The sequence below is a fragment of the Streptomyces glomeratus genome (genome assembly GCF_021462825.1).
Taxonomy (GTDB): Bacteria; Actinomycetota; Actinomycetes; order Streptomycetales; family Streptomycetaceae; genus Streptomyces; species Streptomyces glomeratus.
This window is the reverse complement of sequence record NZ_JAKEEB010000004.1, coordinates 298,401-322,534: the sequence shown is the minus strand read 5'-3', so window position 1 is coordinate 322,534 and position 24,134 is coordinate 298,401. Positions and strand designations below refer to the sequence as shown.

Below are 24,134 nucleotides of genomic sequence, written 5' to 3'. Positions count from 1 at the left end.
CCCCAGGCCCCCGTTTCAGACCAAAGACTCACGACCCTGAGAGGGATTGACGCATAGTGCTCGACGTCAACTTCTTCGACGAGCTCCGGATCGGCCTGGCCACCGCGGACGACATCCGTCAGTGGAGCCACGGCGAGGTCAAGAAGCCCGAGACCATCAACTACCGCACCCTCAAGCCCGAAAAGGACGGACTCTTCTGCGAGAAGATCTTCGGTCCGACCCGGGACTGGGAGTGCTACTGCGGCAAGTACAAGCGTGTCCGCTTCAAGGGCATCATCTGTGAGCGCTGTGGCGTCGAGGTCACGCGCGCCAAGGTGCGCCGTGAGCGGATGGGCCACATCGAGCTGGCCGCTCCCGTCACGCACATCTGGTACTTCAAGGGCGTTCCGTCGCGGCTGGGCTACCTGCTCGACCTCGCCCCGAAGGACCTGGAGAAGGTCATCTACTTCGCGGCGTACATGATCACGTACGTCGACGAGGAGCGCCGCACGCGTGACCTGCCCTCCCTGGAGGCACATGTCTCCGTCGAGCGGCAGCAGATCGAGAACCGTCGCGACGCCGACCTGGAGGCCCGCGCCAAGAAGCTCGAGACGGACCTCGCCGAGCTGGAGGCCGAGGGCGCCAAGGCCGATGTGCGCCGCAAGGTGCGCGAGGGTGCCGAGCGGGAGATGAAGCAGCTGCGCGACCGTGCGCAGCGCGAGATCGACCGCCTCGACGAGGTGTGGACCCGGTTCAAGAACCTCAAGGTCCAGGACCTCGAGGGCGACGAGCTGCTCTACCGCGAGCTGCGTGACCGCTTCGGCACGTACTTCGACGGTTCGATGGGTGCCGCGGCGCTGCAGAAGCGCCTGGAGTCCTTCGACCTCGAGGAGGAGGCCGAGCGGCTTCGCGAGATCATCCGCACCGGCAAGGGCCAGAAGAAGACCCGTGCCCTCAAGCGCCTGAAGGTCGTCTCCGCGTTCCTGCAGACGTCCAACAGCCCCAAGGGCATGGTCCTGGACTGCGTGCCGGTCATCCCGCCGGACCTGCGTCCGATGGTGCAGCTGGACGGTGGCCGCTTCGCGACCTCCGACCTGAACGACCTGTACCGCCGTGTGATCAACCGCAACAACCGTCTGAAGAGGCTCCTGGACCTCGGTGCCCCGGAGATCATCGTCAACAACGAGAAGCGCATGCTTCAGGAGGCTGTTGACGCCCTCTTCGACAACGGCCGTCGCGGCCGCCCGGTGACGGGCCCCGGCAACCGCCCGCTGAAGTCCCTCAGCGACATGCTGAAGGGCAAGCAGGGTCGTTTCCGTCAGAACCTGCTCGGCAAGCGTGTCGACTACTCGGCGCGTTCCGTGATCGTCGTCGGTCCGCAGCTGAAGCTGCACCAGTGCGGTCTGCCGAAGGCGATGGCGCTGGAGCTGTTCAAGCCGTTCGTGATGAAGCGCCTGGTCGACCTGAACCACGCGCAGAACATCAAGAGCGCCAAGCGCATGGTCGAGCGCGGCCGCACGGTCGTGTACGACGTGCTGGAAGAGGTCATCGCGGAGCACCCGGTTCTGCTGAACCGTGCGCCCACGCTGCACCGCCTCGGCATCCAGGCCTTCGAGCCGCAGCTGGTCGAGGGCAAGGCCATCCAGATCCACCCGCTCGTCTGCACCGCGTTCAACGCGGACTTCGACGGTGACCAGATGGCCGTGCACCTGCCGCTGTCCGCGGAGGCGCAGGCCGAGGCCCGCATCCTGATGCTGTCCTCGAACAACATCCTCAAGCCGGCCGACGGCCGCCCGGTCACGATGCCGACCCAGGACATGGTCCTCGGTCTGTTCTTCCTGACCACGGACGGCGAGATGCGGAACGTGAAGGGCGAGGACCGCTCCTTCGCGTCCGTGGCCGAGGCGATCATGGCGTTCGACGCCGGCGAGCTCTCGCTGCAGTCGCGCGTGGACATCCGCTTCCCGGTGGGCACCATCCCGCCGCGCGGCTGGACCCCGCCGGCCCAGGAGGAGGGCGAGCCGGAGTGGCAGCAGGGTGACAGCTTCCGTCTGAGGACCACGCTGGGCCGTGCGCTCTTCAACGAGCTGCTGCCCGAGGACTACCCGTTCGTCGACTACGAGGTCGGCAAGAAGCAGCTCTCCGAGATCGTCAACGACCTCGCCGAGCGCTACCCCAAGGTCATCGTGGCGGCCACGCTCGACAACCTGAAGGCGGCCGGCTTCTACTGGGCCACCCGTTCCGGCGTCACCGTCGCCATCTCCGACGTCGTCGTTCCCGAGGCGAAGAAGGAGATCGTCAAGGGCTACGAGGCGCAGGACGAGAAGGTCCAGAAGCAGTACGAGCGCGGTCTGATCACCAAGGACGAGCGCACGCAGGAGCTCATCGCGATCTGGACCAAGGCGACCAACGAGGTCGCCGAGGCGATGAACGACAACTTCCCGAAGACCAACCCGATCTTCATGATGGTGAACTCGGGTGCACGAGGCAACATGATGCAGATGCGTCAGATTGCCGGTATGCGTGGTCTGGTGTCGAACGCGAAGAACGAGACGATCCCGCGTCCGATCAAGGCGTCCTTCCGTGAGGGTCTGTCCGTGCTGGAGTACTTCATCTCCACGCACGGTGCCCGTAAGGGTCTGGCGGACACCGCTCTGCGTACCGCCGACTCGGGTTACCTCACCCGTCGTCTGGTCGACGTCTCCCAGGACGTCATCATCCGCGAGGAGGACTGCGGCACCGAGCGTGGCCTCAAGCTCCACATCGCGGAGGTCGGCGCGGACGGCGTGCTGCGCAAGGCGGAGAACGTCGAGACGTCCGTGTACGCGCGCTGCCTCGCCGAGGACATCGTCGTCGACGGTCAGGTGCTGGCCCCGGCCGGTACCGACCTGGGTGACGTCCTCATCGAGGAGCTCGTCGCCCGTGGCGTCTCGGAGGTCAAGACCCGCTCGGTCCTGACCTGTGAGTCCGCCGTCGGCACCTGCGCCATGTGCTACGGCCGTTCGCTGGCCACCGGCAAGCTGGTCGACATCGGTGAGGCGGTCGGCATCATCGCCGCCCAGTCCATCGGTGAGCCCGGTACCCAGCTGACGATGCGTACCTTCCACACCGGTGGTGTGGCCGGTGACGACATCACCCAGGGTCTGCCGCGTGTCGTCGAGCTCTTCGAGGCCCGTACCCCGAAGGGTGTCGCCCCGATCTCCGAGGCCCAGGGCCGCGTGCGGATCGAGGAGACCGAGAAGACCAAGAAGATCGTCATCACGCCGGACGACGGCAGCGACGAGACGGCGTACCCGATCTCGAAGCGCGCCCGACTCCTGGTCAGCGAGGGCGAGCACGTCGAGGTGGGCCAGAAGCTCACCGTGGGTGCCACCAACCCGCACGACGTGCTGCGCATCCTGGGCCAGCGTGCCGTCCAGGTCCACCTGGTCGGCGAGGTCCAGAAGGTGTACAACTCGCAGGGTGTGTCGATCCACGACAAGCACATCGAGATCATCATCCGGCAGATGCTCCGCCGTGTGACGATCATCGAGTCCGGCGATGCCGAGCTGCTGCCCGGCGAGCTGGTCGAGCGCTCGAAGTTCGAGCAGGAGAACCGTCGTGTGGTCCAGGAGGGCGGTCACCCGGCCTCCGGTCGTCCGCAGCTCATGGGTATCACCAAGGCCTCGCTGGCGACCGAGTCCTGGCTGTCGGCGGCGTCCTTCCAGGAGACGACCAGGGTCCTCACGGACGCGGCGATCAACGCCAAGTCCGACTCCCTGATCGGCCTCAAGGAGAACGTCATCATCGGTAAGCTCATCCCGGCCGGTACGGGTCTGTCCCGCTACCGCAACATCCGGGTCGAGCCGACCGAGGAGGCCAAGGCCGCGATGTACTCGGCCGTCGGCTACGACGACATCGACTACTCGCCGTTCGGCGCGGGCTCCGGCCAGGCCGTGCCGCTGGAGGACTACGACTACGGTCCGTACAACCAGTAAGCGAGCAGCCTGAACCGAAGGGCGGTCACCTTGCGGGGTGACCGCCCTTCGGCGTGTCCGGGGACCGGTCCGCGGCGGGGTTCAGCGCCCCGGCTGGAGGTACGGCTGAAGGTGGTGCAGCCGGGTGTGGTAGTCCGGGTGCGAGGAGAGCAGCTTGGCGAGGGCACCCTCCTCCACGGGGGTGCCCCCGTTCCGCGCGGCCAGCTCGGCCGCCGTCCGCTGCTCCTGCTGGTGCAGCTTGTCCAGCACGGCGGCCAGCATCGGGGCGAAGCCGAGGGCGGCCGCGTGTTCGTCGGCGCGCAGCTCGGCGCGGCGGCCGACGGCGGCCAGCGCGTAGGGAACGCCCAGGAGCAGCAGCGGCAGTCCGTAGAGGGTGCTGATCGTCGCCAGGGCGATGCCGCCCATGAACAACACCACGAAGGCGACGCCGAAGCAGCCGAACGCCCGGGACACCTTGAACACGAAGCCGGAGAACGCCTTGAGGAGGCGCCAGGCCACCCTGCCGGGCAGCGCGTACCAGTAGCCGAGCAGCGAGGACCACGCGTGGCCACCGACGTGGTGGCCCAGCTCGTGCGCCAGTACGGCGGCCAGCTCGCCGTTGGGCAGCTGGTTCATGGCGAAGCGGGTGACGCCGACGATGTGGCCGGCCGCGGCGACCGCGTTCAGGCTGTCGCTGTCCTCCACCCACAGCTCGTAGGCGCGGCCCTCGATACCGGCGCGGGCCGTGACCATGCGCCACACCGGTTCGAGTTTGGCTCGTTCCTGTGGTGTGGGGTAGCGCAGACGGAGCAGACGGCGCGCGAGGGCGCTTTCGGTGGGGCGGTGGAACACGAGTGCGCCGCTGGCGAGCCAGACGAGGATCACCAGGAACGCGAAGTCGCCGAAGAAGGCGGAGACCAGGGCGACCACGAAGAGGCTGCACAGAAAGTTCGGCAGGTGGAGCAGGAGATTGCCGACGGCGGTGGCGTCGGTGCGGCGCTGGTCCTTGGACAGGTGCACCCGACCGTGATCGGTACTGATGTGATGCGGGTGCGCCGGGTCGTCGGGGGAGAGGGGCGGGGCCGGCCGGGGATGCTCCGGAGCGGGGGTGGACTGGGCGTACGGAGGCGTGAAGCCGGCCTCGGGATACGGAGGAGCGGAGGCCGCTTCCGGGTATGCGGGAGGAGGCGCAGCGGCTTGCGGATAGGGGGGAGTCGCGCCGGCCTGCGGAGAGTGCGGCGGTGGCGCTGTCTGCGGGTACGGGGGAGGGGTTGTCTGCGGGTACGGCGGTGGGGCCGGGGCCGGGGTGGATGACGGGTACGGGGGCGGGGCTGCCGTCTGGGGGTACTGCGGGGGCTCTGGGGCCTGGGGGTGCTGCGGGGCGGGGCCCGATTCCGGGTACTGCGGGGCCGGGCTCGTCTGCGGGTACTGCGGGGCCGGGCCCGTCTGCGGGTACTGCGGGGCAGGGCCCGTCTGCGGGTACGCGGGTGGCTGTTCGGGGTGGTGCGGCCGCGCTATCGGCTGCTGTGCGGCGGGCTGGGCCGGCGAGCCGGGATACTCCGGCGGGACCGGTTGCGGTTGCGACATGGTCGTTTCGTTCCTTCACGTGCGGGTGCGGGGACGGCTGCGATGCGGCGGGTCAGCCGATCAGCAGGGAGGCGGGCAGCAGGACCGTGCCGGCGCCGAAGGCGACGAGACCCGCCCGGATCCACTGGTGCTTGCGCGCGGCGATCCGGCTCGTCTCGGTGAGCGCCCTGGTCAGGCCGGCCGTGGGGAGGCGTTCGGTGGCTGTGAGCGCGCTCTCCAAGTGGCCCTGGCGGACGGCCTGCTGGATGTCGCCGAAGTAGGACAGGGGCAGGCCGGGCACCCAGGTCCCAGAGCGGTAGCGGGGGAGTACGGCGAGCAGCAGGGCGAGCAGCGAGAGGGCGAGGCACACGGCCCCGGCCCACCACAGCACGGTGCCCGGCCCGGAGAGCGCCGTCGGGGTCCGGTTCCGTCCGGCGAGCAGTCCGCTGAAGACACCGGCGGTCATACCGAGGGCGGCGACCAGGACCGACGCCTTGCCGTCGGCCCGGGCGATCTCGGCCCGCAGTTCGGTGAGGAGTCGCTCACAGAGCCGGGGCAGTGCGGCGGGGTCCTCGGTGGGGTCGGCGCCGGGGCCGCCGGCGGGCGGGGCGGGCGCGGGTCCTGGGACGGTCATGTGCCGCCCGTTCCGGTCCCGTTCCCGGTTCCACCGGGCCGCCCCGACGGGTGGGTACCGCGGGTGTCGTCGGGGTCCTCGGTGTTCCCGGGACCTTCGGCACCGCCCGGAACCGTGGCATCGGCCGGGTTCGCCGGGGCCGGCCGGTCGGGCATGGTGGGTGTGGTGCCGTAGCCGGGCGGGGGCTGCCAGGCCGGGGCCTGCGGGCCGTGCGCGCCCTGCTGTGCACCCCCAGGTGCGCCGTCGGTTCCGTACGGTGTGGCCGCTGGCCAGGGCTGCGGCGCGCCCGGGACCGGCGACGGGAAGGGCGGGGTACCCGGGAGCGGCGGTGTGAAGGGCGCGGCGGCCGGGGCCGGTGGCGGGAACGGAGGGACGCCCTGGACCGGCGGTGTGTAGGACGGCGCGCCCGGGACCGGAGGTGTGTACGACGGCGCCCCCGGAACCGGAGGGGGGAACGGGGTGGCAGTAGGCATCGGCGGCGCGTAGGAAGGCCCGCCGGGGACCTCGTCCGACGGAGCGCCGCCCTGCCAAGCGGCATCCACGGCTTCGGACGGCTCGGCCGTCCCCGGATAGGCCGGCCCTGTTCCCTCGGGCAGCGGGTGCGGGGTCTGGGGGACGCCGGGGAGCCGTTGGGTGAGGATGTCGTTGACCGTGCGGAGGGCAAGCTGCTTGGGCCCCTCCAGCTCGTAGCCTTCCGCCGCGTCACCGTTCAGAAGCTGCCGTACCAGCTCCATCTGCGACTGGATCATGCGGAGTTGGTCCTCGCGCATGCTGGACATCACGAGCCGCGAGTCCTCCGGGTGCTGGGCGAGGTGAAGCGCCCAGGCGTGGACGCCGCCCTGCTGGAGGTGCCACTGGTAGAAGTCGATCTTCTGGGCCTCGATCTGCTGGAGTTCCAGCTCCTGCTGCCCCTGTTGCAGAGCGAGCTGATGCTGCTGTCCGCTGTGCAGCAGGGCCTGCTCATGCTGCCACCGCTGCTGTTGGAGCATCAGTTCCTGCTGCTGGGTGCCGTATGCCATCGCCCGTTCGATCTGGAAGGCGTCCTGCTGCCGGTGGCGGCGGTCCGCCTCGGCGTCGACGTCCATGCCCCGCTGGGTCGCGCGGATCTGCTGGGCGGCGGAGTGGTCGATGGCCTGCAACCGCTGCTGGTGCTCGATGTTGGCCTTGTCGCGTTTGATGCGCAGGGTCCAGGTGACCTGGAGCCCCGCGGGCGCCCCGAGCGGCCCCAGCACGGTGACCGCCTGGAGCAGCTCTTGTTCGGCCGCCGCGCTGTCGGTGATGGCGAAGCGGCGGGTCACCGGCCGGGCGGCCTGCTGGAGTTCGCCGAGGATCAGTCCCGGCACGTCCCGGTGTCCGCTCGCCACGAACCGGGCCGGGTCCACGACCTGCCAGGAGAGGTCGACCTCGGCCGTGAACTCGAAGGCGTCGTTGTCGCTGGGCAGCGCGAGTTCGGCGGTCCACGGATGGACGCCCATGTCCACCTCGTACACGGCCGTGTACCGGTTCGCGGCGACCTCGGCGCGCGTCGGGCGCCGAGGTGGCAGGTACGCCTCGTAGGAGCCCTTCGGGGTGGAGAAGACGAGTGCGTGGTCGATGCGGACCAGCTGTCTCAGGTTGAGCTCGAAGCGCGACAGCTGGCGGACGGTGAGCACCGGGTCGACCAGCTGTGTGTGCCGGTCCGCCGACTGCTGCCACTCGGGCTGGCGGTGGAAGGTGGGCATGGTGCGTATGGCTCCTCGGGACGTACCGGTGGACGTGCGAAAGGACGTGCGGGCGGACGTATGGGGGAGGTGCGGGCGGACGTATGGGGGAGGTGCGGGCGGACGTATGGGGGAGGTGCGGGCGGACGTATGGGGTGCGGGCGGGCTCAGCGGGTGGGCAGTGTGGTGAGCAGACGGGCAGCGACCTGCGGCGGGGGAGCGCCGTCCTCGCCGGGCATGGTCCGCAGCAGATGGCTCAGCCGCTGGTGCTCGGCGGGCGTGGTGACGAGCGTGGGCAGCAGCGAGGCCAGCGCCCACTCGACCGTCGTGGACCGGTCGGCGATCAGCACCCACTCGCGCAGCGTGTCGAGCGCGTGCCGGGTGGTGCGCGGATCGGACAGTGCGGCCCGCCACAGGCACGGGATGTCCTGCGCGGCCGCGCCGCCCCCGGCCGCCGAACGGGCGTACCAGCCGAGGATCAGCGGAGTGCCGTAGCGCTCGTCGTCGTTCTCGGTGCGCTTGCAGGCGCCGACGAACCCGCCGAGCGTGAGGTCGTGCACGGCCCGGTCGTCGTCCAGATGGCCGCGCAGCTCCCTGAGGACCGTCTCACTCGCGGACGACAGCAGCAGGAGTTCCACCGCCTCCGCGAGTTCGCGCGCCAGCTCGCCGTCGATGTCGTCCGGCGCGTCCGCGTACAGCCGCCGTACGGCGCCGCGCAGTGCGGCCAGGGCCTGTTCCGGGCGCTCCGGGCCGATCAGCCCGTACGCCCGCACCGCCACCCAGCGCAGCCGCGGGTCGCCGCCCTCGCACCAGGTGTCGAGGATGCGGGGGATGTTGGGCGTGTCGATGAGATGGGCGAGCGTGAGGGCGTTGACGGCGACGAGCCGGTGCCGGAACCGCTTGGAGGTGCCCCATGGCTCGATGACCAGTGCCATCGCCGACGGCAGGTCGGTGCGGGCGAGGACGGCGACGGTGGAGGCGGCGCGGGTGCGGACCAGGGGGCGGCCGTCGTCGGCGAGCCGGCGCAGCCAGCGGATGAGGGCCGGGCGGGCGGACGGGTGCCCGGTCCACACCTCGCGCAGCAGCACCAGGGAGGCCCGCTCGTCGCGGAATCTGGCGTTCTGCTGGGTGACCGGGCCCCACTCGGTGTGCTCGTCGTCCAAGTACTTCTCGGCGCGTGCCCGTTGGAGTCGCTTGCCGACGTGGGTGCCGAAGACGGGGACCTCCGGCACGCGTGCCGGATTCTCGGTCTCCTGGAGGAAGCGGTAGAGCAGGTCGCTGAGTTCTGCGGTCAGCGCGTACGGGCTGCCGTCGAAGGCGGCCAGCGCGACGAGGAACGCCTTGTCCCGCAGATGGAGAGAGGACTCGTCCTCCTCGAACCACTCCTGGACCTGGCTCTCCAGCGAGACCAGCGAGAACTGGGCGACGGCGTCCTCGGCGACCTCCCCGGCGGCATAGCGGCCGAGCAGCTGCGCGAAGGCGGCCGCCTCGCGCGGCTGGTGGCTGCGCTCCAGGAAGTCGGCCACCTGCGGCAGGCCGAGCAGCTTCGCGGCCGTCTCCTCGTCGCCGCGGGCACGCAGATGGGCGGCGAGGACGTCGTCGGCGGCCGGCGGGCGCCACTCCTCGGCGGTCACATCGTCCAGGGCCGCGCCGGGATCGAGGGTGACGACGAGGTACGCATCCCGTCCGGCGAGGCGGTCGCGGGCCGCCAGCAGATGGGTCCAGCGCAGCGGCTCGTCGCGGCGCGGGGCGAGGTCGCACAGGAGGTGCCCGCGGGCCTGCTCGCCGCCGACCCGGTCGGCCAGGCCGCTCGGGCTGGTGTCGCGGACCAGCGTGCGCACGGGGAGTGCGCCGAGGCGGTGCAGCAGCATCAGGCCGGCGGTGCGCCGGCCGGTGAAGCGGCCGCCGGAGAGCACCAGGACGCGGTCCTGGCGCAGCCGGACCAGCAGACGGGACATCAGCTCCTCGTCGGCGACGAACCGGCCCGCCAGCTCCTCCAGGGTGGCCCGCGGGACCTCGCCGGAGGCGGCGGCCGCGGTGGGGCCGGGGACCGCGAGCTGGTAGATCTCCGTCTTGCTGCCGAGGAAGACATCGCCGGAGAAGTGGCCGCCGCTGATGCCGCCGTGCTGGTCGCCACCGAGCAGCCCGCCGCTGAAGCGGGCCCGGGCGCCGACGTTCATGGACCGCGGGCTGTGGTCGACCAGGTCCCGCCGCGCCGACCAGGCGTTCTGCGGCTGGTCGCGCTCCTCGGACTCGCCCTCGTCGCCGCGTGCGGTGTCGTCGGCGGCGGGCGCGGGGTCGCCCGGGGCCTGGTCCTTGGCCGGGGTCCCGGCGCCGGGTGCCGGGTGCGGGGGAGCCCCCGTCTCGGGTGTGCTCATGCGCGCCCGCCCCGCTCGCGGTCGCCGCTCTCGCCGAGGACGACTTCACCGGAGAAGTGGCCGCCGCTGATGCCGCCGTACTGGTGGCCGCCGACCAGGCCGCCGCTGAACGTGGAGCCCTGGATGTTGACGACAGGGCCCGGCGCCGGGGCTCCCCCTGATCCGGCCGGCGCCGGGCGGTCCTCGGGTTCCTCGGGGTCCTCGCCCCGCGGGGCCACCCGCGGCGCCGGGCGGCCCCCCGAACCGCCCGGCGCCTCCCCCGCCCCCGTGTCACCGTGGTCCTTACGGCCGTCCGTGGCCGTGGCGCCGGGCACCGGCCCGTGCAGCCATGCCTTCAGAGGGCCGTTCTTGCTCTCCACCGTCACCGGGTGGAAGTCGGCGGCCGGGATGCCCACGTGGTCGTGGCGCACGACCCCGGCGTACAGGGCGTCCGATACGCACAGCGCGAAGTCGTCGGTCCGCTCGCGCAGTGCGTCACGCAGCAGCCGGGCGTCCAGCAGCCGGCAGGCGTGGTTCAGATCGGAGCCGACCCAGCCGTCGAGCTCGTCGATCGCGACGAAACCGGTGGCGAGGACGCCGCGCAGCCGCATCTGCGCGGAGCGGGACGCCATGCGGTTGACCGTCCGCAGGTGCGCCGGGACGTCCGTGAGCAGGGCCCGCAGCAGGGCCGTGACCGGGGCGCTCGCGTCGATGAGTTCCATCACCGAGTCACCGCGGTCGGCCCGCAGCCGCCGGGTCTCGTCGATGCCGGCGGCTTCCAGCGTGCGGTCGGTGATGTCGTAGAGCATGCGCCGCAGATACGCCTGCTCCACGTCGTCCCGGTCGCTGAACCTCTCGATGTCCAGCAACAGGATCGTGCGGCTCACGGGATCGGTCATGGTCGCCTCTCGAGGGGGTACGCGGTGCAGGGCAGAAGACTGGCCGCGCGGATTCCTCCGTGGTGAGGGCGGATGACGCACTTGGAATGTGACCGTGTGCACAGAGCGCCGGACGGGACGCCGGTGGAGGCTTGTGCCGTCACCCTCCGGCGATCACCGCGGTCAGGAGCCGTCCGGGGTGGGGCCCGCAGCCGCGATGCGACGGAGCAGGTCGGGGCGGCGAATCAGCAGCGTGCGGCGGCCCGTGACCACCGCTTCCCGGTCCCGCAGCTCGCGCAGCAGCCGCTGCACCATCTCCCGCGAGGCGCCCACCGAGCCGGCCAGCTCCTGTTTGCTCAGCGGTACGGACAGCTCGATGCCGTCGGGTGTACGGCGGCCGTGGGTACGGGCGAGGTCCAGCAGGAGGACGGCGAAACGCTCCCGCACGCTCATGGACGCGAACTCCAGCCGGCGCCGGTCGGCCGCGCGGGTGCGGTCCGCGGTCAGTCCCAGCAGGGCGAACGAGACGGCGGGGGAGCGGTTCAGGAAGTCCTTGAACCGCTCGTGCTCCACGGCCGTCGCCCGCACCGGTTCCAGCGCGGTCACCGTCGCCGACCGCGGCCGCCCGGTCAGCGCGGCCGACTCGCCCACGATGTCGCCGGGCCCGCGCAGCGCGAGCAGCGCCTCGTAGCCGTTGGCCGCCGATGCGGTGACCTTCGTCCAGCCGTGCACGAGAAAGAGGACGTGGGACGAGGGCTCGTGCTGGTGCACCAGCACCATGCGCGGAGCGAAGGTCAGCTCGCGGCCGAGTGCCAGCAGCGCCGAGCGGTCCTCGGCCTCCAGACGCGCCAGGAAGGGCACGCGGTCGTCCAGACCGCCGTCGTCCGGCGAGTACGCCGCCGTCGGTGTCCCCGGTGTCGCCATGCCCATCCCCCGATTCCTCGCCCCAGCGGACGGATCAACGTACTCAAAGCGCAAGACCGCGTGGCGGGGAAGGGCGCGATTCGGCCATGGGTGTCCGAAGGGGCCCGGGTGGCTTCCGACCTGCCGCTCCACTGTCCGCGTCGCCCGTGGCCGGGCCACGGGCGAACGGGGAGGAAACCCGGGCGGGGAGGTGGAAAGTCCGGCGTGTCGCGGGGGACTCCATTTGTTTTGACCGAAGTCCGTGCGGTAGGTACGCTCAGACCTTGTGCCTGGGGTGTGCCCTGGCTCTCGTGCGTGCCTTCAAACCGCACACGGAGTCGTGACCGGCCACCGTAATCTGCGCCCTTCACGCCTTCCGGCGGGAGTCTGCGGGATTCGACACACCCGACCGCGTGGGTCGGCGAAGTTCCAGGTTAGCTGTACCCATCGGCACACAGAAACCGGAGAAGTAGTGCCTACGATCCAGCAGCTGGTCCGCAAGGGCCGGCAGGACAAGGTCGAGAAGAACAAGACGCCCGCACTCGAGGGTTCCCCTCAGCGTCGTGGCGTCTGCACGCGTGTGTTCACGACCACCCCGAAGAAGCCGAACTCGGCCCTGCGTAAGGTCGCGCGTGTGCGTCTGACCAGCGGGATCGAGGTCACCGCTTACATTCCGGGTGAGGGACACAACCTGCAGGAGCACTCCATCGTGCTCGTGCGTGGCGGCCGTGTGAAGGACCTGCCGGGTGTTCGCTACAAGATCATCCGTGGCTCCCTCGACACCCAGGGTGTCAAGAACCGCAAGCAGGCCCGCAGCCGTTACGGCGCCAAGAAGGAGAAGTAAGAATGCCTCGTAAGGGCCCCGCCCCGAAGCGCCCGGTCATCATCGACCCGGTCTACGGTTCTCCTCTGGTGACCTCCCTGATCAACAAGGTGCTGCTGAACGGCAAGCGCTCCACCGCCGAGCGCATCGTCTACGGCGCCATGGAGGGCCTGCGCGACAAGACCGGCAACGACCCGGTCATCACGCTCAAGCGCGCTCTCGAGAACATCAAGCCGACCCTCGAGGTCAAGTCCCGCCGTGTCGGTGGCGCCACCTACCAGGTCCCGGTCGAGGTCAAGCCCGGCCGTGCCAACACCCTGGCGCTGCGCTGGCTGGTCGGTTACTCCCGCGCCCGTCGCGAGAAGACCATGACCGAGCGTCTGCTCAACGAGCTCCTCGACGCCAGCAACGGCCTCGGTGCCGCTGTGAAGAAGCGCGAGGACACGCACAAGATGGCCGAGTCCAACAAGGCCTTCGCGCACTACCGCTGGTAGTCGCAGTCCACATCGAGACCGAGAGAAGACTGAAGCCTTATGGCTACCACTTCGCTTGACCTGGCCAAGGTGCGCAACATCGGCATCATGGCCCACATCGACGCGGGCAAGACGACCACCACCGAGCGGATCCTGTTCTACACCGGCGTTTCGTACAAGATCGGTGAGGTCCACGACGGCGCTGCCACCATGGACTGGATGGAGCAGGAGCAGGAGCGTGGCATCACGATCACCTCTGCTGCCACCACCTGTCACTGGCCGCTGGAGAACGTCGACCACACCATCAACATCATCGACACCCCGGGCCACGTCGACTTCACGGTCGAGGTGGAGCGCTCCCTGCGCGTGCTCGACGGTGCCGTGACGGTGTTCGACGGCGTCGCCGGCGTTGAGCCGCAGTCCGAGACGGTGTGGCGTCAGGCGGACCGCTACGGCGTTCCGCGCATCTGCTTCGTCAACAAGCTCGACCGCACCGGTGCCGAGTTCCACCGCTGCGTCGACATGATCTCCGACCGCCTGGGTGCGCAGCCGCTGGTCATGCAGCTGCCGATCGGTGCGGAGGCGGACTTCAAGGGCGTCATCGACCTCGTGAAGATGAAGGCCCTCGTCTGGTCCGCCGAGGCGACCAAGGGCGAGATGTACGACATCGTCGACATCCCGGCCACGCACACCGAGGCCGCCGACGAGTGGCGCGGCAAGCTGCTCGAGGCCGTCGCGGAGAACGACGAGGAGCTGATGGAGCTGTACCTGGAGGGCGAGGAGCCCTCCGAGGAGCAGCTGTACGCGGCGATCCGTCGTATCACCATCGCGTCCGGCAAGGGCACCGGCACCACCGTCACCCCGGTGTTCTGCGGCACCGCGTTCAAGAACAAGGGCGTTCAGCCCCTGCTCGACGCGGTCGTGCGCTACCTCCCCTCCCCGCTCGACGTCGAGGCCATCGAGGGCCACGCCGTCAACGACCCGGAGGAGGTCGTCAAGCGCAAGCCGTCCGACGAGGAGCCCCTCTCGGCGCTGGCGTTCAAGATCATGAGCGACCCCCACCTGGGCAAGCTCACCTTCGTCCGGGTGTACTCGGGCCGCCTGGAGTCCGGCTCTTCGGTGCTGAACTCCGTCAAGGGCAAGAAGGAGCGCATCGGCAAGATCTATCGCATGCACGCCAACAAGCGTGAGGAGATCGAGTCGGTGGGCGCCGGCGACATCGTCGCCGTCATGGGCCTCAAGCAGACCACCACCGGTGAGACGCTGAGCGACGACAAGAAGCCGGTCATCCTGGAGTCCATGGACTTCCCGGCGCCGGTCATCCAGGTCGCCATCGAGCCCAAGTCGAAGGGCGACCAGGAGAAGCTGGGCGTCGCGATCCAGCGCCTGGCCGAGGAGGACCCGTCGTTCCAGGTCCACTCGGACCAGGAGACCGGCCAGACCATCATCGGTGGCATGGGCGAGCTGCACCTCGAGGTGCTGGTCGACCGTATGCGCCGTGAGTTCAAGGTCGAGGCCAACGTCGGCAAGCCCCAGGTCGCGTACCGTGAGACGATCCGCAAGGCCGTCGAGCGCGTCGACTACACGCACAAGAAGCAGACTGGTGGTACCGGCCAGTTCGCCAAGGTGCAGATCGCCATCGAGCCTCTCGAGGCCGGCGACACCTCGTACGAGTTCGTGAACCAGGTCACCGGTGGCCGTATCCCGAAGGAGTACATCCCTTCGGTCGACGCCGGTGCCCAGGAGGCCATGCAGTTCGGCATCCTCGCCGGTTACGAGATGACCGGCGTGCGTGTCATCCTGCTCGACGGTGGCTACCACGAGGTCGACTCCTCCGAGCTGGCGTTCAAGATCGCTGGTTCGCAGGCCTTCAAGGAGGCCGCCCGCAAGGCCAGCCCTGTGCTGCTCGAGCCGATGATGGCCGTCGAGGTCACCACGCCCGAGGACTACATGGGTGAGGTCATCGGTGACATCAACTCCCGCCGTGGCCAGATCCAGGCCATGGAGGAGCGTGCCGGCGCCCGTGTCGTGAAGGGCCTGGTTCCGCTGTCGGAGATGTTCGGCTACGTCGGCGACCTCCGCAGCAAGACGTCGGGTCGCGCGAGCTACTCGATGCAGTTCGACTCCTACGCCGAGGTTCCGCGGAACGTCGCCGAGGAGATCATCGCGAAGGCCAAGGGCGAGTAACGCACCCCGTTTACACGCTTTAGGCTTGACACCGACCGCCGGGGGTTCTTCCTCGCGAAGGACCCCGGCGAGCGGCACCCCAGCAAAGATCACCTGGCGCCGATGAGTAAGGCGTACAGAACCACTCCACAGGAGGACCCCAGTGGCGAAGGCGAAGTTCGAGCGGACTAAGCCGCACGTCAACATCGGCACCATCGGTCACATCGACCACGGTAAGACGACCCTCACGGCCGCCATTACCAAGGTGCTGCACGACGCGTACCCGGACCTGAACGAGGCCACCCCGTTCGACAACATCGACAAGGCGCCCGAGGAGCGTCAGCGCGGTATCACCATCTCCATCGCGCACGTCGAGTACCAGACCGAGTCGCGTCACTACGCCCACGTTGACTGCCCGGGTCACGCGGACTACATCAAGAACATGATCACCGGTGCCGCCCAGATGGACGGCGCGATCCTGGTGGTCGCCGCCACCGACGGCCCGATGCCGCAGACCAAGGAGCACGTGCTCCTGGCCCGCCAGGTCGGCGTTCCGTACATCGTCGTCGCCCTGAACAAGGCCGACATGGTGGACGACGAGGAGATCCTGGAGCTCGTCGAGCTCGAGGTCCGTGAGCTCCTCACCGAGTACGAGTTCCCGGGCGACGACGTTCCGGTCGTCAAGGTCTCCGCTCTGAAGGCCCTCGAGGGCGAGAAGGAGTGGGTGGACTCCGTCCTCAACCTGATGGCGGCCGTCGACGAGTCGATCCCGCAGCCGGAGCGCGACGTCGACAAGCCGTTCCTGATGCCGATCGAGGACGTCTTCACCATCACCGGTCGCGGTACGGTCGTCACCGGCCGTATCGAGCGTGGTGTCCTCAAGGTCAACGAGACCGTCGACATCATCGGCATCAAGCCGGAGAAGACCTCCACCACGGTCACCGGCATCGAGATGTTCCGCAAGCTGCTCGACGAGGGCCAGGCCGGTGAGAACGTCGGTCTGCTGCTCCGTGGCATCAAGCGCGAGGACGTCGAGCGCGGCCAGGTCATCATCAAGCCGGGCTCGGTCACCCCGCACACCGAGTTCGAGGCGCAGGCCTACATCCTCTCCAAGGACGAGGGTGGCCGCCACACGCCGTTCTTCAACAACTACCGTCCGCAGTTCTACTTCCGTACGACGGACGTGACCGGCGTCGTGACCCTCCCCGAGGGCACCGAGATGGTCATGCCGGGTGACAACACCGAGATGAAGGTGGAGCTCATCCAGCCCGTCGCCATGGAAGAGGGCCTGAAGTTCGCCATCCGCGAGGGTGGCCGCACGGTGGGCGCCGGCCAGGTCACCAAGATCGTCAAGTAAGTACCTCTTGCTTGAGGGTCACCCGTTGACCTGAAGAGGCCCGTACGACTCCGGTCGTGCGGGCCTCTTCGCGTTCTCCGCCGCGACGGCGCCGAGGGTCCTCCCCCTGCGCGCTCCCGGCACCCGCGCCGCCATCTGTCCCAGGAGCCCGCCGTCCACCTACCATGCGGGAAGGCCGTGACACCGCTCGGCTGCGCGAAGGGGGAACCGTGCAGGGCGAGATCGTCGGGACTCTGATCACCACTGTGGGAGTTCTCGGGGCGGCGGCCCTCGCGCGCGAGCGTGGAAACCGCAGGAGCCACAAGGACTACAGGGAACCCCTGATGGCCCTGAGCGCCTACTGCGGTCAGGTCAGAGCAGTGGCCCGGGCCGCGGTGACGGACTGCCAGGAGGCGCTGGAGCTCCTGCGGAGGGCGTCGGCACCGGTCGAGCGGACGGCCGGCGAGCGGGACCGGCTCTTCCGGGAGAAGGCGGAGAACGCGCGGCCTGACGAGCAGGTGGCCGAGTCCCTGCGCGCCGAGCTTCGCAGCTACGAGGAGGGCATTCACACCTTCCTGCGGACGCTGGGAAAGCTGGGCGAGAGGATCGACGCCCTGGCCCGGACGCCGTCGCCCCGGCAGATCGCTCAGGTTCGCCGGCGTGATCTGCCCGGCCTGGAAGCGGCCCTGGTGGCACTGGACGCGACGTTCGAGCGCTGCAGGGACAGCTACTTCCAGCGGTTCGCGGACTATCTGCGGGGGCGCGGCCAGCGCAGACTGCGAGAGCAGGCGGACCGGCAGTACCGGCGCTTCGCCCAGGGCGTCGGGACCATCACGTTCGGGTACGCGCCTGCCGAGGAGCGCGGCGACGACGCGGGTGCTGCGGGTGTCCCCGCGCCCGGTGTGGCGGGGGCGCCCCCTTGCGGGTACTGCATCTGGCGCTGCCCCCACGCGCCGGGTCAGGGCGGCACCCCCGCTCCCGGTCAGGACGACGGGGGCCCGGGCGACCGGAACGGCACCCGTTCCCCGCTCCCCACCGGCCTCGTCGGCCCCCGGGGGGAGGCGGAGCCGCCGGGCGGACGCGCGTCGGCGCAGGGCCGGACGGGCGCCCGGGTTTGACCCTGGTCACTCCGGGGGTATTCTCTCCGGCTCGATTGGCCAGGCCCCCGCTCCGTATGGCAGACTAGCGGGGTTGCTCGGTCGAGTGTTGATGCTGCGCGCCTCCCGCCGGGAGGACCGGAAGCGAGTCCCACAGTACTCGTCGTCCTAACTGCCTCACGGCAGCGCTGGGGCGGACGTACGGGAATCTTCCGGGAAGCGTGGGCGCGGCACCGGCCAGGCACCCGGTGGGCTATCCGCCCTCGGTCCCACGGTTCCGGCAGGGCCGTGCGCAATCTCCGGCAGGGATGTTCGGACAAGGGGCATCCATGTCAGCGGGGAAGCGACACGCCCGACCGCGTGGGTCGGCGAAGAGGGGCTGGACCGCCGGGTTCCAGAGCGTGAGAAGAGACAGGACTACGAAGTAGCCATGGCGGGACAGAAGATCCGCATCCGGCTCAAGGCCTACGACCACGAGGTCATCGACTCCTCGGCGAAGAAGATCGTCGAGACGGTGACCCGTACTGGTGCGTCGGTCGCGGGCCCGGTGCCGCTGCCCACTGAGAAGAACGTGTACTGCGTCATCAAGTCGCCGCACAAGTACAAGGACTCGCGCGAGCACTTCGAGATGCGCACGCACAAGCGCCTGATCGACATCCTCGACCCGACCCCCAAGACCGTTGACTCTCTGATGCGACTCGACCTCCCGGCCGGTGTCGACATCGAGATCAAGCTCTGAGGCCGGTGATCTGAGAATGGCTAAGCAGATCAAGGGCATCCTGGGCGAGAAGCTCGGTATGACGCAGGTCTGGGACGAGAACAACCGCGTTGTTCCCGTGACCGTCGTCAAGGCCGGGCCGAATGTCGTGACCCAGGTTCGTACGAACGACGTCGACGGCTACGAGTCCGTCCAGATCGCCTTCGGCGAGATCGACCCGCGCAAGGTGAACAAGCCCCTCAAGGGCCACTTCGCCAAGGCGGACGTCACCCCGCGTCGTCACCTCGTCGAGATCCGCACGTCGGATGCCTCCGAGTACACCCTCGGCCAGGAGATCACCGCTGAGGTGTTCGAGGCCGGTGTGAAGGTCGACGTCACCGGTAAGAGCAAGGGCAAGGGCTTCGCCGGTGTCATGAAGCGTCACAACTTCAAGGGCCTCGGCGCCGGACACGGCACCCAGCGCAAGCACCGCTCTCCCGGTTCGATCGGTGGCTGCGCCACCCCGGGCCGTGTGTTCAAGGGCCTCCGCATGGCGGGTCGCATGGGCAACGAGCGAGTCACCACCCAGAACCTGACCGTCCACGCCGTTGACGCGGAGAAGGGTCTGCTGCTCATCAAGGGCGCGGTTCCCGGTCCGAACGGCGGCCTCGTCCTGGTCCGCACCGCGGCCAAGGGGGCCTGAGGTAACCGATGAGCACTGTTGACATCCTTTCGCCGGCGGGCGAGAAGGCCGGTTCCGTCGAGCTCCCCGCGGAGATCTTCGGCGTTGAGAAGGTCAGCGTCCCGCTGATCCACCAGGTCGTCGTCGCACAGCTGGCCGCTGCCCGCCAGGGCACGCACAAGACGAAGACGCGTGGCGAGGTCCGTGGTGGCGGCAAGAAGCCGTACCGCCAGAAGGGCACCGGTCGCGCCCGCCAGGGCTCGACCCGCGCGCCGCAGTTCGCCGGTGGTGGCGTCGTGCACGGTCCCGTGCCGCGCGACTACTCGCAGCGGACCCCCAAGAAGATGAAGGCCGCGGCCCTGCGCCACGCCCTCACCGACCGGGCCCGCAACAACCGCATCCACGTCGTGACCGACGTGGTCGAGTCGGACATCTCCACCAAGGCCGCCAAGGCTCTCCTCGGCAAGATCAGCGAGCGCAAGAACGTGCTCCTGGTCGTCGAGCGCGAGAACGAGAAGGCCCTGCTGTCCGCTCGCAACCTGCCCCAGGTCCACATCCTGGAGCCGGGCCAGCTGAACACGTACGACGTGATCGTCTCCGACGACGTGGTCTTCACCCAGGCCGCTTTCGAGTCCTTCGTGTCCGGCCCGAAGGCCAACGACACCGAAGGGAGCGAGGCCTGATGGCTATCCGTCACCCCGCCATTGCCTCGAAGGCCGCCAAGGCCGCCAAGGCCGCGCGCGTCGCCAAGGCGCGTCGCCACGCCGCCGAGGGCAAGAACACCGTCGTCACCCCGGCGAGCAAGGCGTACACGGACCCCCGTGACGTCCTGCTGAAGCCGGTCGTGTCGGAGAAGAGCTACGCGCTCCTCGACGAGAACAAGTACACGTTCATCGTTGCCCCGAGCGCCAACAAGACCCAGATCAAGGAGGCCGTCCAGGCGGTCTTCTCGGTCAAGGTCACCGGGGTCAACACGATCAACCGCCAGGGCAAGCGCAAGCGGACCCGCACGGGCTTCGGCCAGCGTGCCGCCACCAAGCGCGCGATCGTGACCCTCGCCGAGGGCGACCGTATCGACATCTTCGGCGGTCCGACCGCCTGAGGGCGGTCCGGATCGTCCGATATCGGACGAGGACTGAGAAATGGGAATCCGCAAGTACAAGCCGACTACGCCGGGCCGTCGTGGCGCCAGCGTCGCCGACTTCGTCGAGGTCACGCGGTCCACGCCGGAGAAGTCGCTGGTCCGTCCCCTGCACAGCAAGGGCGGCCGTAACAACGCCGGTCGTGTGACCGTTCGCCACCAGGGTGGCGGACACAAGCGCGCCTACCGCGTGATCGACTTCCGTCGTCACGACAAGGACGGCGTGCCGGCGAAGGTCGCGCACATCGAGTACGACCCCAACCGCACCGCGCGCATCGCGCTCCTGCACTACGCGGACGGCGAGAAGCGCTACATCCTCGCGCCGCGTGGCCTGAGCCAGGGCGACCGCGTCGAGAACGGTCCCGGGGCCGACATCAAGCCGGGCAACAACCTTGCCCTGCGCAACATCCCGGTCGGTACGACGCTGCACGCCATCGAGCTGCGTCCGGGCGGCGGCGCCAAGTTCGCCCGCTCGGCCGGTGCCTCGGTGCAGCTGCTCGCGAAGGAGGGCGCCTACGCCCACCTGCGCATGCCGTCCGGTGAGATCCGCCTGGTCGACGTCCGCTGCCGCGCCACCGTCGGCGAGGTCGGCAACGCCGAGCAGAGCAACATCAACTGGGGCAAGGCCGGCCGCAAGCGCTGGCTGGGCGTGCGCCCGACCGTGCGTGGTGTGGTCATGAACCCCGTGGACCACCCGCACGGTGGTGGTGAGGGCCGTACCTCCGGTGGTCGCCACCCGGTGTCCCCGTGGGGTCAGAAGGAAGGCCGTACTCGTTCCGCCAAGAAGGCGAGCAACAAGTACATCGTCCGCCGCCGCAAGACGAACAAGAAGCGCTAAGGACGGGTTGAGATGCCTCGTAGCCTGAAGAAGGGGCCCTTCGTCGACGACCACCTCATGAAGAAGGTGGACGCCCAGAACGAAGCCGGCACCAAGAACGTCATCAAGACCTGGTCCCGCCGCTCGATGATCGTCCCGGCAATGCTGGGCCACACGCTGGCGGTGCACAACGGCAAGACCCACATCCCGGTGTTCGTCACCGAGTCGATGGTCGGCCACAAGCTCGGCGAGTTCTCGCCGACGCGCACCTTCCGGGGTCACGTCAAGGACGACAGGAAGTCGAAGCGCCGCTAACCGCGGATCGCATTCAGACACGTAAGTAACTCTGAAGGGACAACCATGGAAGCCAGGGCCCAGGCGCGGTACATCCGCGTCACGCCCATGAAGGCCCGCCGTGTGGTGGACCTCATCCGTGGCATGGACGCCACGGAGGCCCAGGCTGTTCTGCGATTCGCTCCGCAGGCAGCCTCGGTTCCGGTCGGCAAGGTGCTGGACAGCGCCATTGCCAACGCCGCGCACAACTACGACCACACCGATGTCGACAGCCTCGTCGTTTCCGAGGCCTACGTCGACGAGGGCCCGACCCTGAAGCGGTTCCGTCCGCGTGCCCAGGGCCGTGCCTACCGGATCCGCAAGCGGACCAGCCACATCACCGTGGTCGTCAGCAGCAAGGAAGGAACCCGGTAATGGGCCAGAAGGTAAACCCGCATGGGTTCCGGCTCGGTGTCACGACCGACTTCAAGTCGCGTTGGTACGCCGACAAGCTGTACAAGGACTACGTCAAGGAAGACGTCGCCATCCGTCGGATGATGACGTCCGGCATGGAGCGCGCCGGCATCTCCAAGGTCGAGATCGAGCGCACCCGTGACCGCGTCCGCGTGGACATCCACACCGCGCGTCCGGGCATCGTCATCGGCCGCCGTGGCGCCGAGGCCGACCGCATCCGCGGTGACCTCGAGAAGCTCACGGGCAAGCAGGTCCAGCTGAACATCCTCGAGGTCAAGAACCCCGAGACGGACGCTCAGCTCGTGGCCCAGGCCGTTGCCGAGCAGCTCTCCTCCCGCGTCTCCTTCCGCCGCGCCATGCGCAAGAGCATGCAGTCGGCGATGAAGGCGGGCGCCAAGGGCATCAAGATCCAGTGCGGTGGCCGCCTCGGCGGCGCCGAGATGTCCCGCTCGGAGTTCTACCGCGAGGGCCGTGTGCCCCTGCACACGCTCCGCGCGAACGTGGACTACGGCTTCTTCGAGGCCAAGACGACCTTCGGCCGCATCGGTGTGAAGGTCTGGATCTACAAGGGCGACGTCAAGAACATCGCCGAGGTCCGCGCCGAGAACGCTGCCGCCCGTGCGGGTAACCGCCCGGCCCGCGGTGGCGCCGACCGCCCGGCCCGTGGTGGCCGCGGTGGCGAGCGGCGCGGTCGTAAGCCGCAGCAGGCTGCCGGCGCCGAGGCCCCCAAGGCCGAGGCTCCCGCGTCCGCTCCGGCTGAGAGCACCGGAACGGAGGCCTGACCGACATGCTGATCCCCCGTAGGGTCAAGCACCGCAAGCAGCACCACCCGAAGCGCGATGGAATGGCCAAGGGTGGAACGCAGGTTGCGTTCGGCGAGTACGGCATCCAGGCGCTGACCCCGGCGTACGTGACGAACCGCCAGATCGAGGCGGCTCGTATCGCCATGACCCGTCACATCAAGCGTGGCGGCAAGGTCTGGATCAACATCTACCCGGACCGCCCGCTGACCAAGAAGCCCGCCGAGACCCGCATGGGTTCCGGTAAGGGTTCGCCGGAGTGGTGGATCGCGAACGTCAAGCCCGGTCGGGTGATGTTCGAGCTGTCCTACCCGAACGAGAAGATCGCCCGTGAGGCGCTGACCCGTGCGGCCCACAAGCTGCCGATGAAGTGCCGGATCGTCAAGCGCGAGGCAGGTGAAGCGTGATGTCGGCCGGTACCAAGGCGTCCGAGCTGCGCGAGCTGGGCAACGAGGAGCTTCTGGGCAAGCTCCGCGAGGCCAAGGAAGAGCTGTTCAACCTCCGCTTCCAGGCGGCGACGGGCCAGCTCGAGAACCACGGCCGTCTGAAGGCGGTCCGCAAGGACATCGCGCGGATCTACACCCTGATGCGCGAGCGTGAGCTGGGCATCGAAACGGTGGAGAACGCCTGATGAGCGAGAACAACGTGACTGAGAACACTGAGGCGCGCGGCTTCCGCAAGACCCGCGAGGGTCTCGTCGTCAGCGACAAGATGGACAAGACCGTCGTCGTCGCCGTCGAGGACCGCGTCAAGCACGCGCTGTACGGCAAGGTCATCCGCCGTACGAACAAGCTCAAGGCGCACGACGAGCAGAACGCCGCGGGTGTCGGCGACCGTGTCCTCCTGATGGAGACCCGGCCGCTGTCCGCGACCAAGCGCTGGCGCGTCGTCGAGATCCTCGAGAAGGCCAAGTAATTCTCCTGCGGGCAAACCCGCAGGACAGTTCCGCCAGGCTCCGGGGGCCGCTGAGAGGCGGCCCCCGGGGAACCGGCAGACAAACAGGAGATAGACGTGATCCAGCAGGAGTCGCGACTGCGTGTCGCCGACAACACTGGTGCCAAGGAGATCCTTTGCATCCGTGTGCTCGGTGGCTCCGGTCGCCGCTACGCGGGCATCGGTGACGTCATCGTCGCCACCGTCAAGGACGCGATCCCCGGTGGCAACGTGAAGAAGGGTGACGTCGTCAAGGCGGTCATCGTTCGCACCGTCAAGGAGCGCCGCCGTCCGGACGGCTCGTACATCCGCTTCGACGAGAACGCCGCCGTCATTCTGAAGAACGACGGTGACCCTCGCGGCACCCGCATCTTCGGCCCGGTCGGGCGTGAGCTGCGCGAGAAGAAGTTCATGAAGATCATCTCGCTGGCTCCGGAGGTGCTGTAAGC

24 protein-coding genes are annotated in these 24,134 nt (G+C 69.0%); 18 read left to right on the top strand and 6 right to left on the bottom strand.

The window, feature by feature from the left end:
- Window positions 1–56: 56 nt before the first annotated feature.
- Window positions 57–3,956, top strand: a complete 3,900-nt coding sequence (locus LZ604_RS07235; protein ID WP_234513456.1) for a DNA-directed RNA polymerase subunit beta' — start codon at window positions 57–59, stop codon at window positions 3,954–3,956.
- 81 nt (window positions 3,957–4,037) lie between these two features.
- Here the strand turns inward: LZ604_RS07235 and LZ604_RS07230 are convergent, their stop codons facing one another.
- The 6 genes from LZ604_RS07230 to LZ604_RS07205 all read right to left on the bottom strand — a co-directional run bounded on the left by LZ604_RS07230 (window position 4,038) and on the right by LZ604_RS07205 (window position 11,994).
- A complete protein-coding gene (locus LZ604_RS07230) occupies window positions 4,038–4,955 on the bottom strand; it encodes a M48 family metalloprotease (RefSeq protein WP_234513455.1) in 918 nt (305 codons plus the stop codon).
- A gap of 619 nt (window positions 4,956–5,574) precedes the next feature.
- On the bottom strand, window positions 5,575–6,135 hold the full coding sequence (locus LZ604_RS07225) for a Pycsar system effector family protein (protein ID WP_234513454.1): 561 nt from the start codon (window positions 6,133–6,135) through the stop codon (window positions 5,575–5,577).
- Window positions 6,132–7,856, bottom strand: a complete 1,725-nt coding sequence (locus LZ604_RS07220; protein WP_234513453.1) for a hypothetical protein — start codon at window positions 7,854–7,856, stop codon at window positions 6,132–6,134. The genes LZ604_RS07225 and LZ604_RS07220 overlap by 4 nt, the downstream gene beginning before the upstream one ends.
- A gap of 146 nt (window positions 7,857–8,002) precedes the next feature.
- Complete coding sequence (locus LZ604_RS07215) at window positions 8,003–10,213, bottom strand: hypothetical protein (protein ID WP_234513451.1); 2,211 nt, start codon at window positions 10,211–10,213, stop codon at window positions 8,003–8,005.
- Window positions 10,210–11,091, bottom strand: coding sequence for a hypothetical protein (locus LZ604_RS07210; protein ID WP_234513450.1), 882 nt, complete (start codon window positions 11,089–11,091; stop codon window positions 10,210–10,212). The genes LZ604_RS07215 and LZ604_RS07210 overlap by 4 nt, the downstream gene beginning before the upstream one ends.
- Before the next feature lie 162 nt (window positions 11,092–11,253).
- On the bottom strand, window positions 11,254–11,994 hold the full coding sequence (locus tag LZ604_RS07205; protein ID WP_372482101.1) for a Crp/Fnr family transcriptional regulator: 741 nt from the start codon (window positions 11,992–11,994) through the stop codon (window positions 11,254–11,256).
- Window positions 11,995–12,445: 451 nt separating this feature from the next.
- Here LZ604_RS07205 and rpsL point away from each other — a divergent pair, with 451 nt between their 5' ends.
- The 17 genes from rpsL to rplN all read left to right on the top strand — a co-directional run bounded on the left by rpsL (window position 12,446) and on the right by rplN (window position 24,132).
- Window positions 12,446–12,817 (top strand): 30S ribosomal protein S12, encoded by a 372-nt coding sequence (gene rpsL, locus LZ604_RS07200; protein WP_003948652.1) that lies wholly within the window; start codon window positions 12,446–12,448, stop codon window positions 12,815–12,817.
- Between the two features lie 2 nt (window positions 12,818–12,819).
- Complete coding sequence (gene rpsG, locus LZ604_RS07195; RefSeq protein WP_009330725.1) at window positions 12,820–13,290, top strand: 30S ribosomal protein S7; 471 nt, start codon at window positions 12,820–12,822, stop codon at window positions 13,288–13,290.
- A gap of 39 nt (window positions 13,291–13,329) precedes the next feature.
- Entirely contained in the window at window positions 13,330–15,456 is a 2,127-nt protein-coding gene (fusA, locus tag LZ604_RS07190; RefSeq protein WP_234513448.1) for an elongation factor G, read from the top strand.
- Window positions 15,457–15,598: 142 nt separating this feature from the next.
- The gene (gene tuf, locus LZ604_RS07185; protein WP_234513447.1) at window positions 15,599–16,792 is read left to right on the top strand and encodes an elongation factor Tu; all 1,194 of its coding nucleotides are present in this window, start codon (window positions 15,599–15,601) and stop codon (window positions 16,790–16,792) included.
- 209 nt (window positions 16,793–17,001) lie between these two features.
- Window positions 17,002–17,889, top strand: coding sequence for a hypothetical protein (locus LZ604_RS07180; RefSeq protein WP_234513446.1), 888 nt, complete (start codon window positions 17,002–17,004; stop codon window positions 17,887–17,889).
- A gap of 409 nt (window positions 17,890–18,298) precedes the next feature.
- Window positions 18,299–18,607 carry a 30S ribosomal protein S10 gene (gene rpsJ / locus LZ604_RS07175; RefSeq protein ID WP_003948644.1) on the top strand — a complete coding sequence of 103 codons (309 nt, stop codon included), beginning with the start codon at window positions 18,299–18,301 and terminating at the stop codon, window positions 18,605–18,607.
- A gap of 16 nt (window positions 18,608–18,623) precedes the next feature.
- The gene (gene rplC / locus LZ604_RS07170) at window positions 18,624–19,268 is read left to right on the top strand and encodes a 50S ribosomal protein L3 (RefSeq protein WP_234513445.1); all 645 of its coding nucleotides are present in this window, start codon (window positions 18,624–18,626) and stop codon (window positions 19,266–19,268) included.
- 8 nt (window positions 19,269–19,276) lie between these two features.
- Window positions 19,277–19,930, top strand: coding sequence for a 50S ribosomal protein L4 (gene rplD, locus LZ604_RS07165; RefSeq protein WP_234513443.1), 654 nt, complete (start codon window positions 19,277–19,279; stop codon window positions 19,928–19,930).
- The gene (gene rplW / locus LZ604_RS07160; protein ID WP_234513441.1) at window positions 19,930–20,349 is read left to right on the top strand and encodes a 50S ribosomal protein L23; all 420 of its coding nucleotides are present in this window, start codon (window positions 19,930–19,932) and stop codon (window positions 20,347–20,349) included. The genes rplD and rplW overlap by 1 nt, the downstream gene beginning before the upstream one ends.
- 40 nt (window positions 20,350–20,389) lie before the next feature.
- Window positions 20,390–21,226, top strand: coding sequence for a 50S ribosomal protein L2 (gene rplB, locus LZ604_RS07155; protein WP_234513438.1), 837 nt, complete (start codon window positions 20,390–20,392; stop codon window positions 21,224–21,226).
- Between the two features lie 12 nt (window positions 21,227–21,238).
- Entirely contained in the window at window positions 21,239–21,520 is a 282-nt protein-coding gene (gene rpsS / locus LZ604_RS07150) for a 30S ribosomal protein S19 (RefSeq protein ID WP_053759516.1), read from the top strand.
- Window positions 21,521–21,565: 45 nt separating this feature from the next.
- A complete protein-coding gene (gene rplV / locus LZ604_RS07145; RefSeq protein WP_039656230.1) occupies window positions 21,566–21,913 on the top strand; it encodes a 50S ribosomal protein L22 in 348 nt (115 codons plus the stop codon).
- On the top strand, window positions 21,913–22,734 hold the full coding sequence (gene rpsC, locus LZ604_RS07140; RefSeq protein ID WP_003998826.1) for a 30S ribosomal protein S3: 822 nt from the start codon (window positions 21,913–21,915) through the stop codon (window positions 22,732–22,734). The genes rplV and rpsC overlap by 1 nt, the downstream gene beginning before the upstream one ends.
- A 5-nt stretch (window positions 22,735–22,739) precedes the next feature.
- A complete protein-coding gene (gene rplP / locus LZ604_RS07135) occupies window positions 22,740–23,159 on the top strand; it encodes a 50S ribosomal protein L16 (protein ID WP_018564810.1) in 420 nt (139 codons plus the stop codon).
- Window positions 23,159–23,383, top strand: coding sequence for a 50S ribosomal protein L29 (gene rpmC, locus LZ604_RS07130; RefSeq protein ID WP_018564811.1), 225 nt, complete (start codon window positions 23,159–23,161; stop codon window positions 23,381–23,383). Before rplP ends, rpmC begins: the two co-directional genes overlap by 1 nt.
- Window positions 23,383–23,667: a 30S ribosomal protein S17 gene (rpsQ, locus tag LZ604_RS07125; protein WP_004984524.1), complete on the top strand. Its 285-nt coding sequence runs from the start codon at window positions 23,383–23,385 to the stop codon at window positions 23,665–23,667. The genes rpmC and rpsQ overlap by 1 nt, the downstream gene beginning before the upstream one ends.
- A 96-nt stretch (window positions 23,668–23,763) precedes the next feature.
- Window positions 23,764–24,132: a 50S ribosomal protein L14 gene (gene rplN / locus LZ604_RS07120; protein ID WP_003998823.1), complete on the top strand. Its 369-nt coding sequence runs from the start codon at window positions 23,764–23,766 to the stop codon at window positions 24,130–24,132.
- Window positions 24,133–24,134: the final 2 nt, after the last annotated feature.

Bases quoted from the DNA above. Each gene is read 5' to 3' on its own strand.
- LZ604_RS07225 (WP_234513454.1), bottom strand. From the start codon at position 6,135: ATGACCGTCCCAGGACCCGCGCCCGCCCCGCCCGCCGGCGGCCCCGGC.
- LZ604_RS07220 (WP_234513453.1), bottom strand. From the start codon at position 7,856: ATGCCCACCTTCCACCGCCAGCCCGAGTGGCAGCAGTCGGCGGACCGG.
- LZ604_RS07215 (WP_234513451.1), bottom strand. From the start codon at position 10,213: ATGAGCACACCCGAGACGGGGGCTCCCCCGCACCCGGCACCCGGCGCC.
- LZ604_RS07210 (WP_234513450.1), bottom strand. From the start codon at position 11,091: ATGACCGATCCCGTGAGCCGCACGATCCTGTTGCTGGACATCGAGAGG.
- LZ604_RS07205 (WP_372482101.1), bottom strand. From the start codon at position 11,994: ATGGCGACACCGGGGACACCGACGGCGGCGTACTCGCCGGACGACGGC.
- rpsG (WP_009330725.1), top strand. From the start codon at position 12,820: ATGCCTCGTAAGGGCCCCGCCCCGAAGCGCCCGGTCATCATCGACCCG.
- fusA (WP_234513448.1), top strand. From the start codon at position 13,330: ATGGCTACCACTTCGCTTGACCTGGCCAAGGTGCGCAACATCGGCATC.
- rpsJ (WP_003948644.1), top strand. From the start codon at position 18,299: ATGGCGGGACAGAAGATCCGCATCCGGCTCAAGGCCTACGACCACGAG.
- rplC (WP_234513445.1), top strand. From the start codon at position 18,624: ATGGCTAAGCAGATCAAGGGCATCCTGGGCGAGAAGCTCGGTATGACG.
- rplD (WP_234513443.1), top strand. From the start codon at position 19,277: ATGAGCACTGTTGACATCCTTTCGCCGGCGGGCGAGAAGGCCGGTTCC.
- rplW (WP_234513441.1), top strand. From the start codon at position 19,930: ATGGCTATCCGTCACCCCGCCATTGCCTCGAAGGCCGCCAAGGCCGCC.
- rplB (WP_234513438.1), top strand. From the start codon at position 20,390: ATGGGAATCCGCAAGTACAAGCCGACTACGCCGGGCCGTCGTGGCGCC.
- rpsS (WP_053759516.1), top strand. From the start codon at position 21,239: ATGCCTCGTAGCCTGAAGAAGGGGCCCTTCGTCGACGACCACCTCATG.
- rplV (WP_039656230.1), top strand. From the start codon at position 21,566: ATGGAAGCCAGGGCCCAGGCGCGGTACATCCGCGTCACGCCCATGAAG.
- rpsC (WP_003998826.1), top strand. From the start codon at position 21,913: ATGGGCCAGAAGGTAAACCCGCATGGGTTCCGGCTCGGTGTCACGACC.
- rplP (WP_018564810.1), top strand. From the start codon at position 22,740: ATGCTGATCCCCCGTAGGGTCAAGCACCGCAAGCAGCACCACCCGAAG.
- rpmC (WP_018564811.1), top strand. From the start codon at position 23,159: ATGTCGGCCGGTACCAAGGCGTCCGAGCTGCGCGAGCTGGGCAACGAG.
- rpsQ (WP_004984524.1), top strand. From the start codon at position 23,383: ATGAGCGAGAACAACGTGACTGAGAACACTGAGGCGCGCGGCTTCCGC.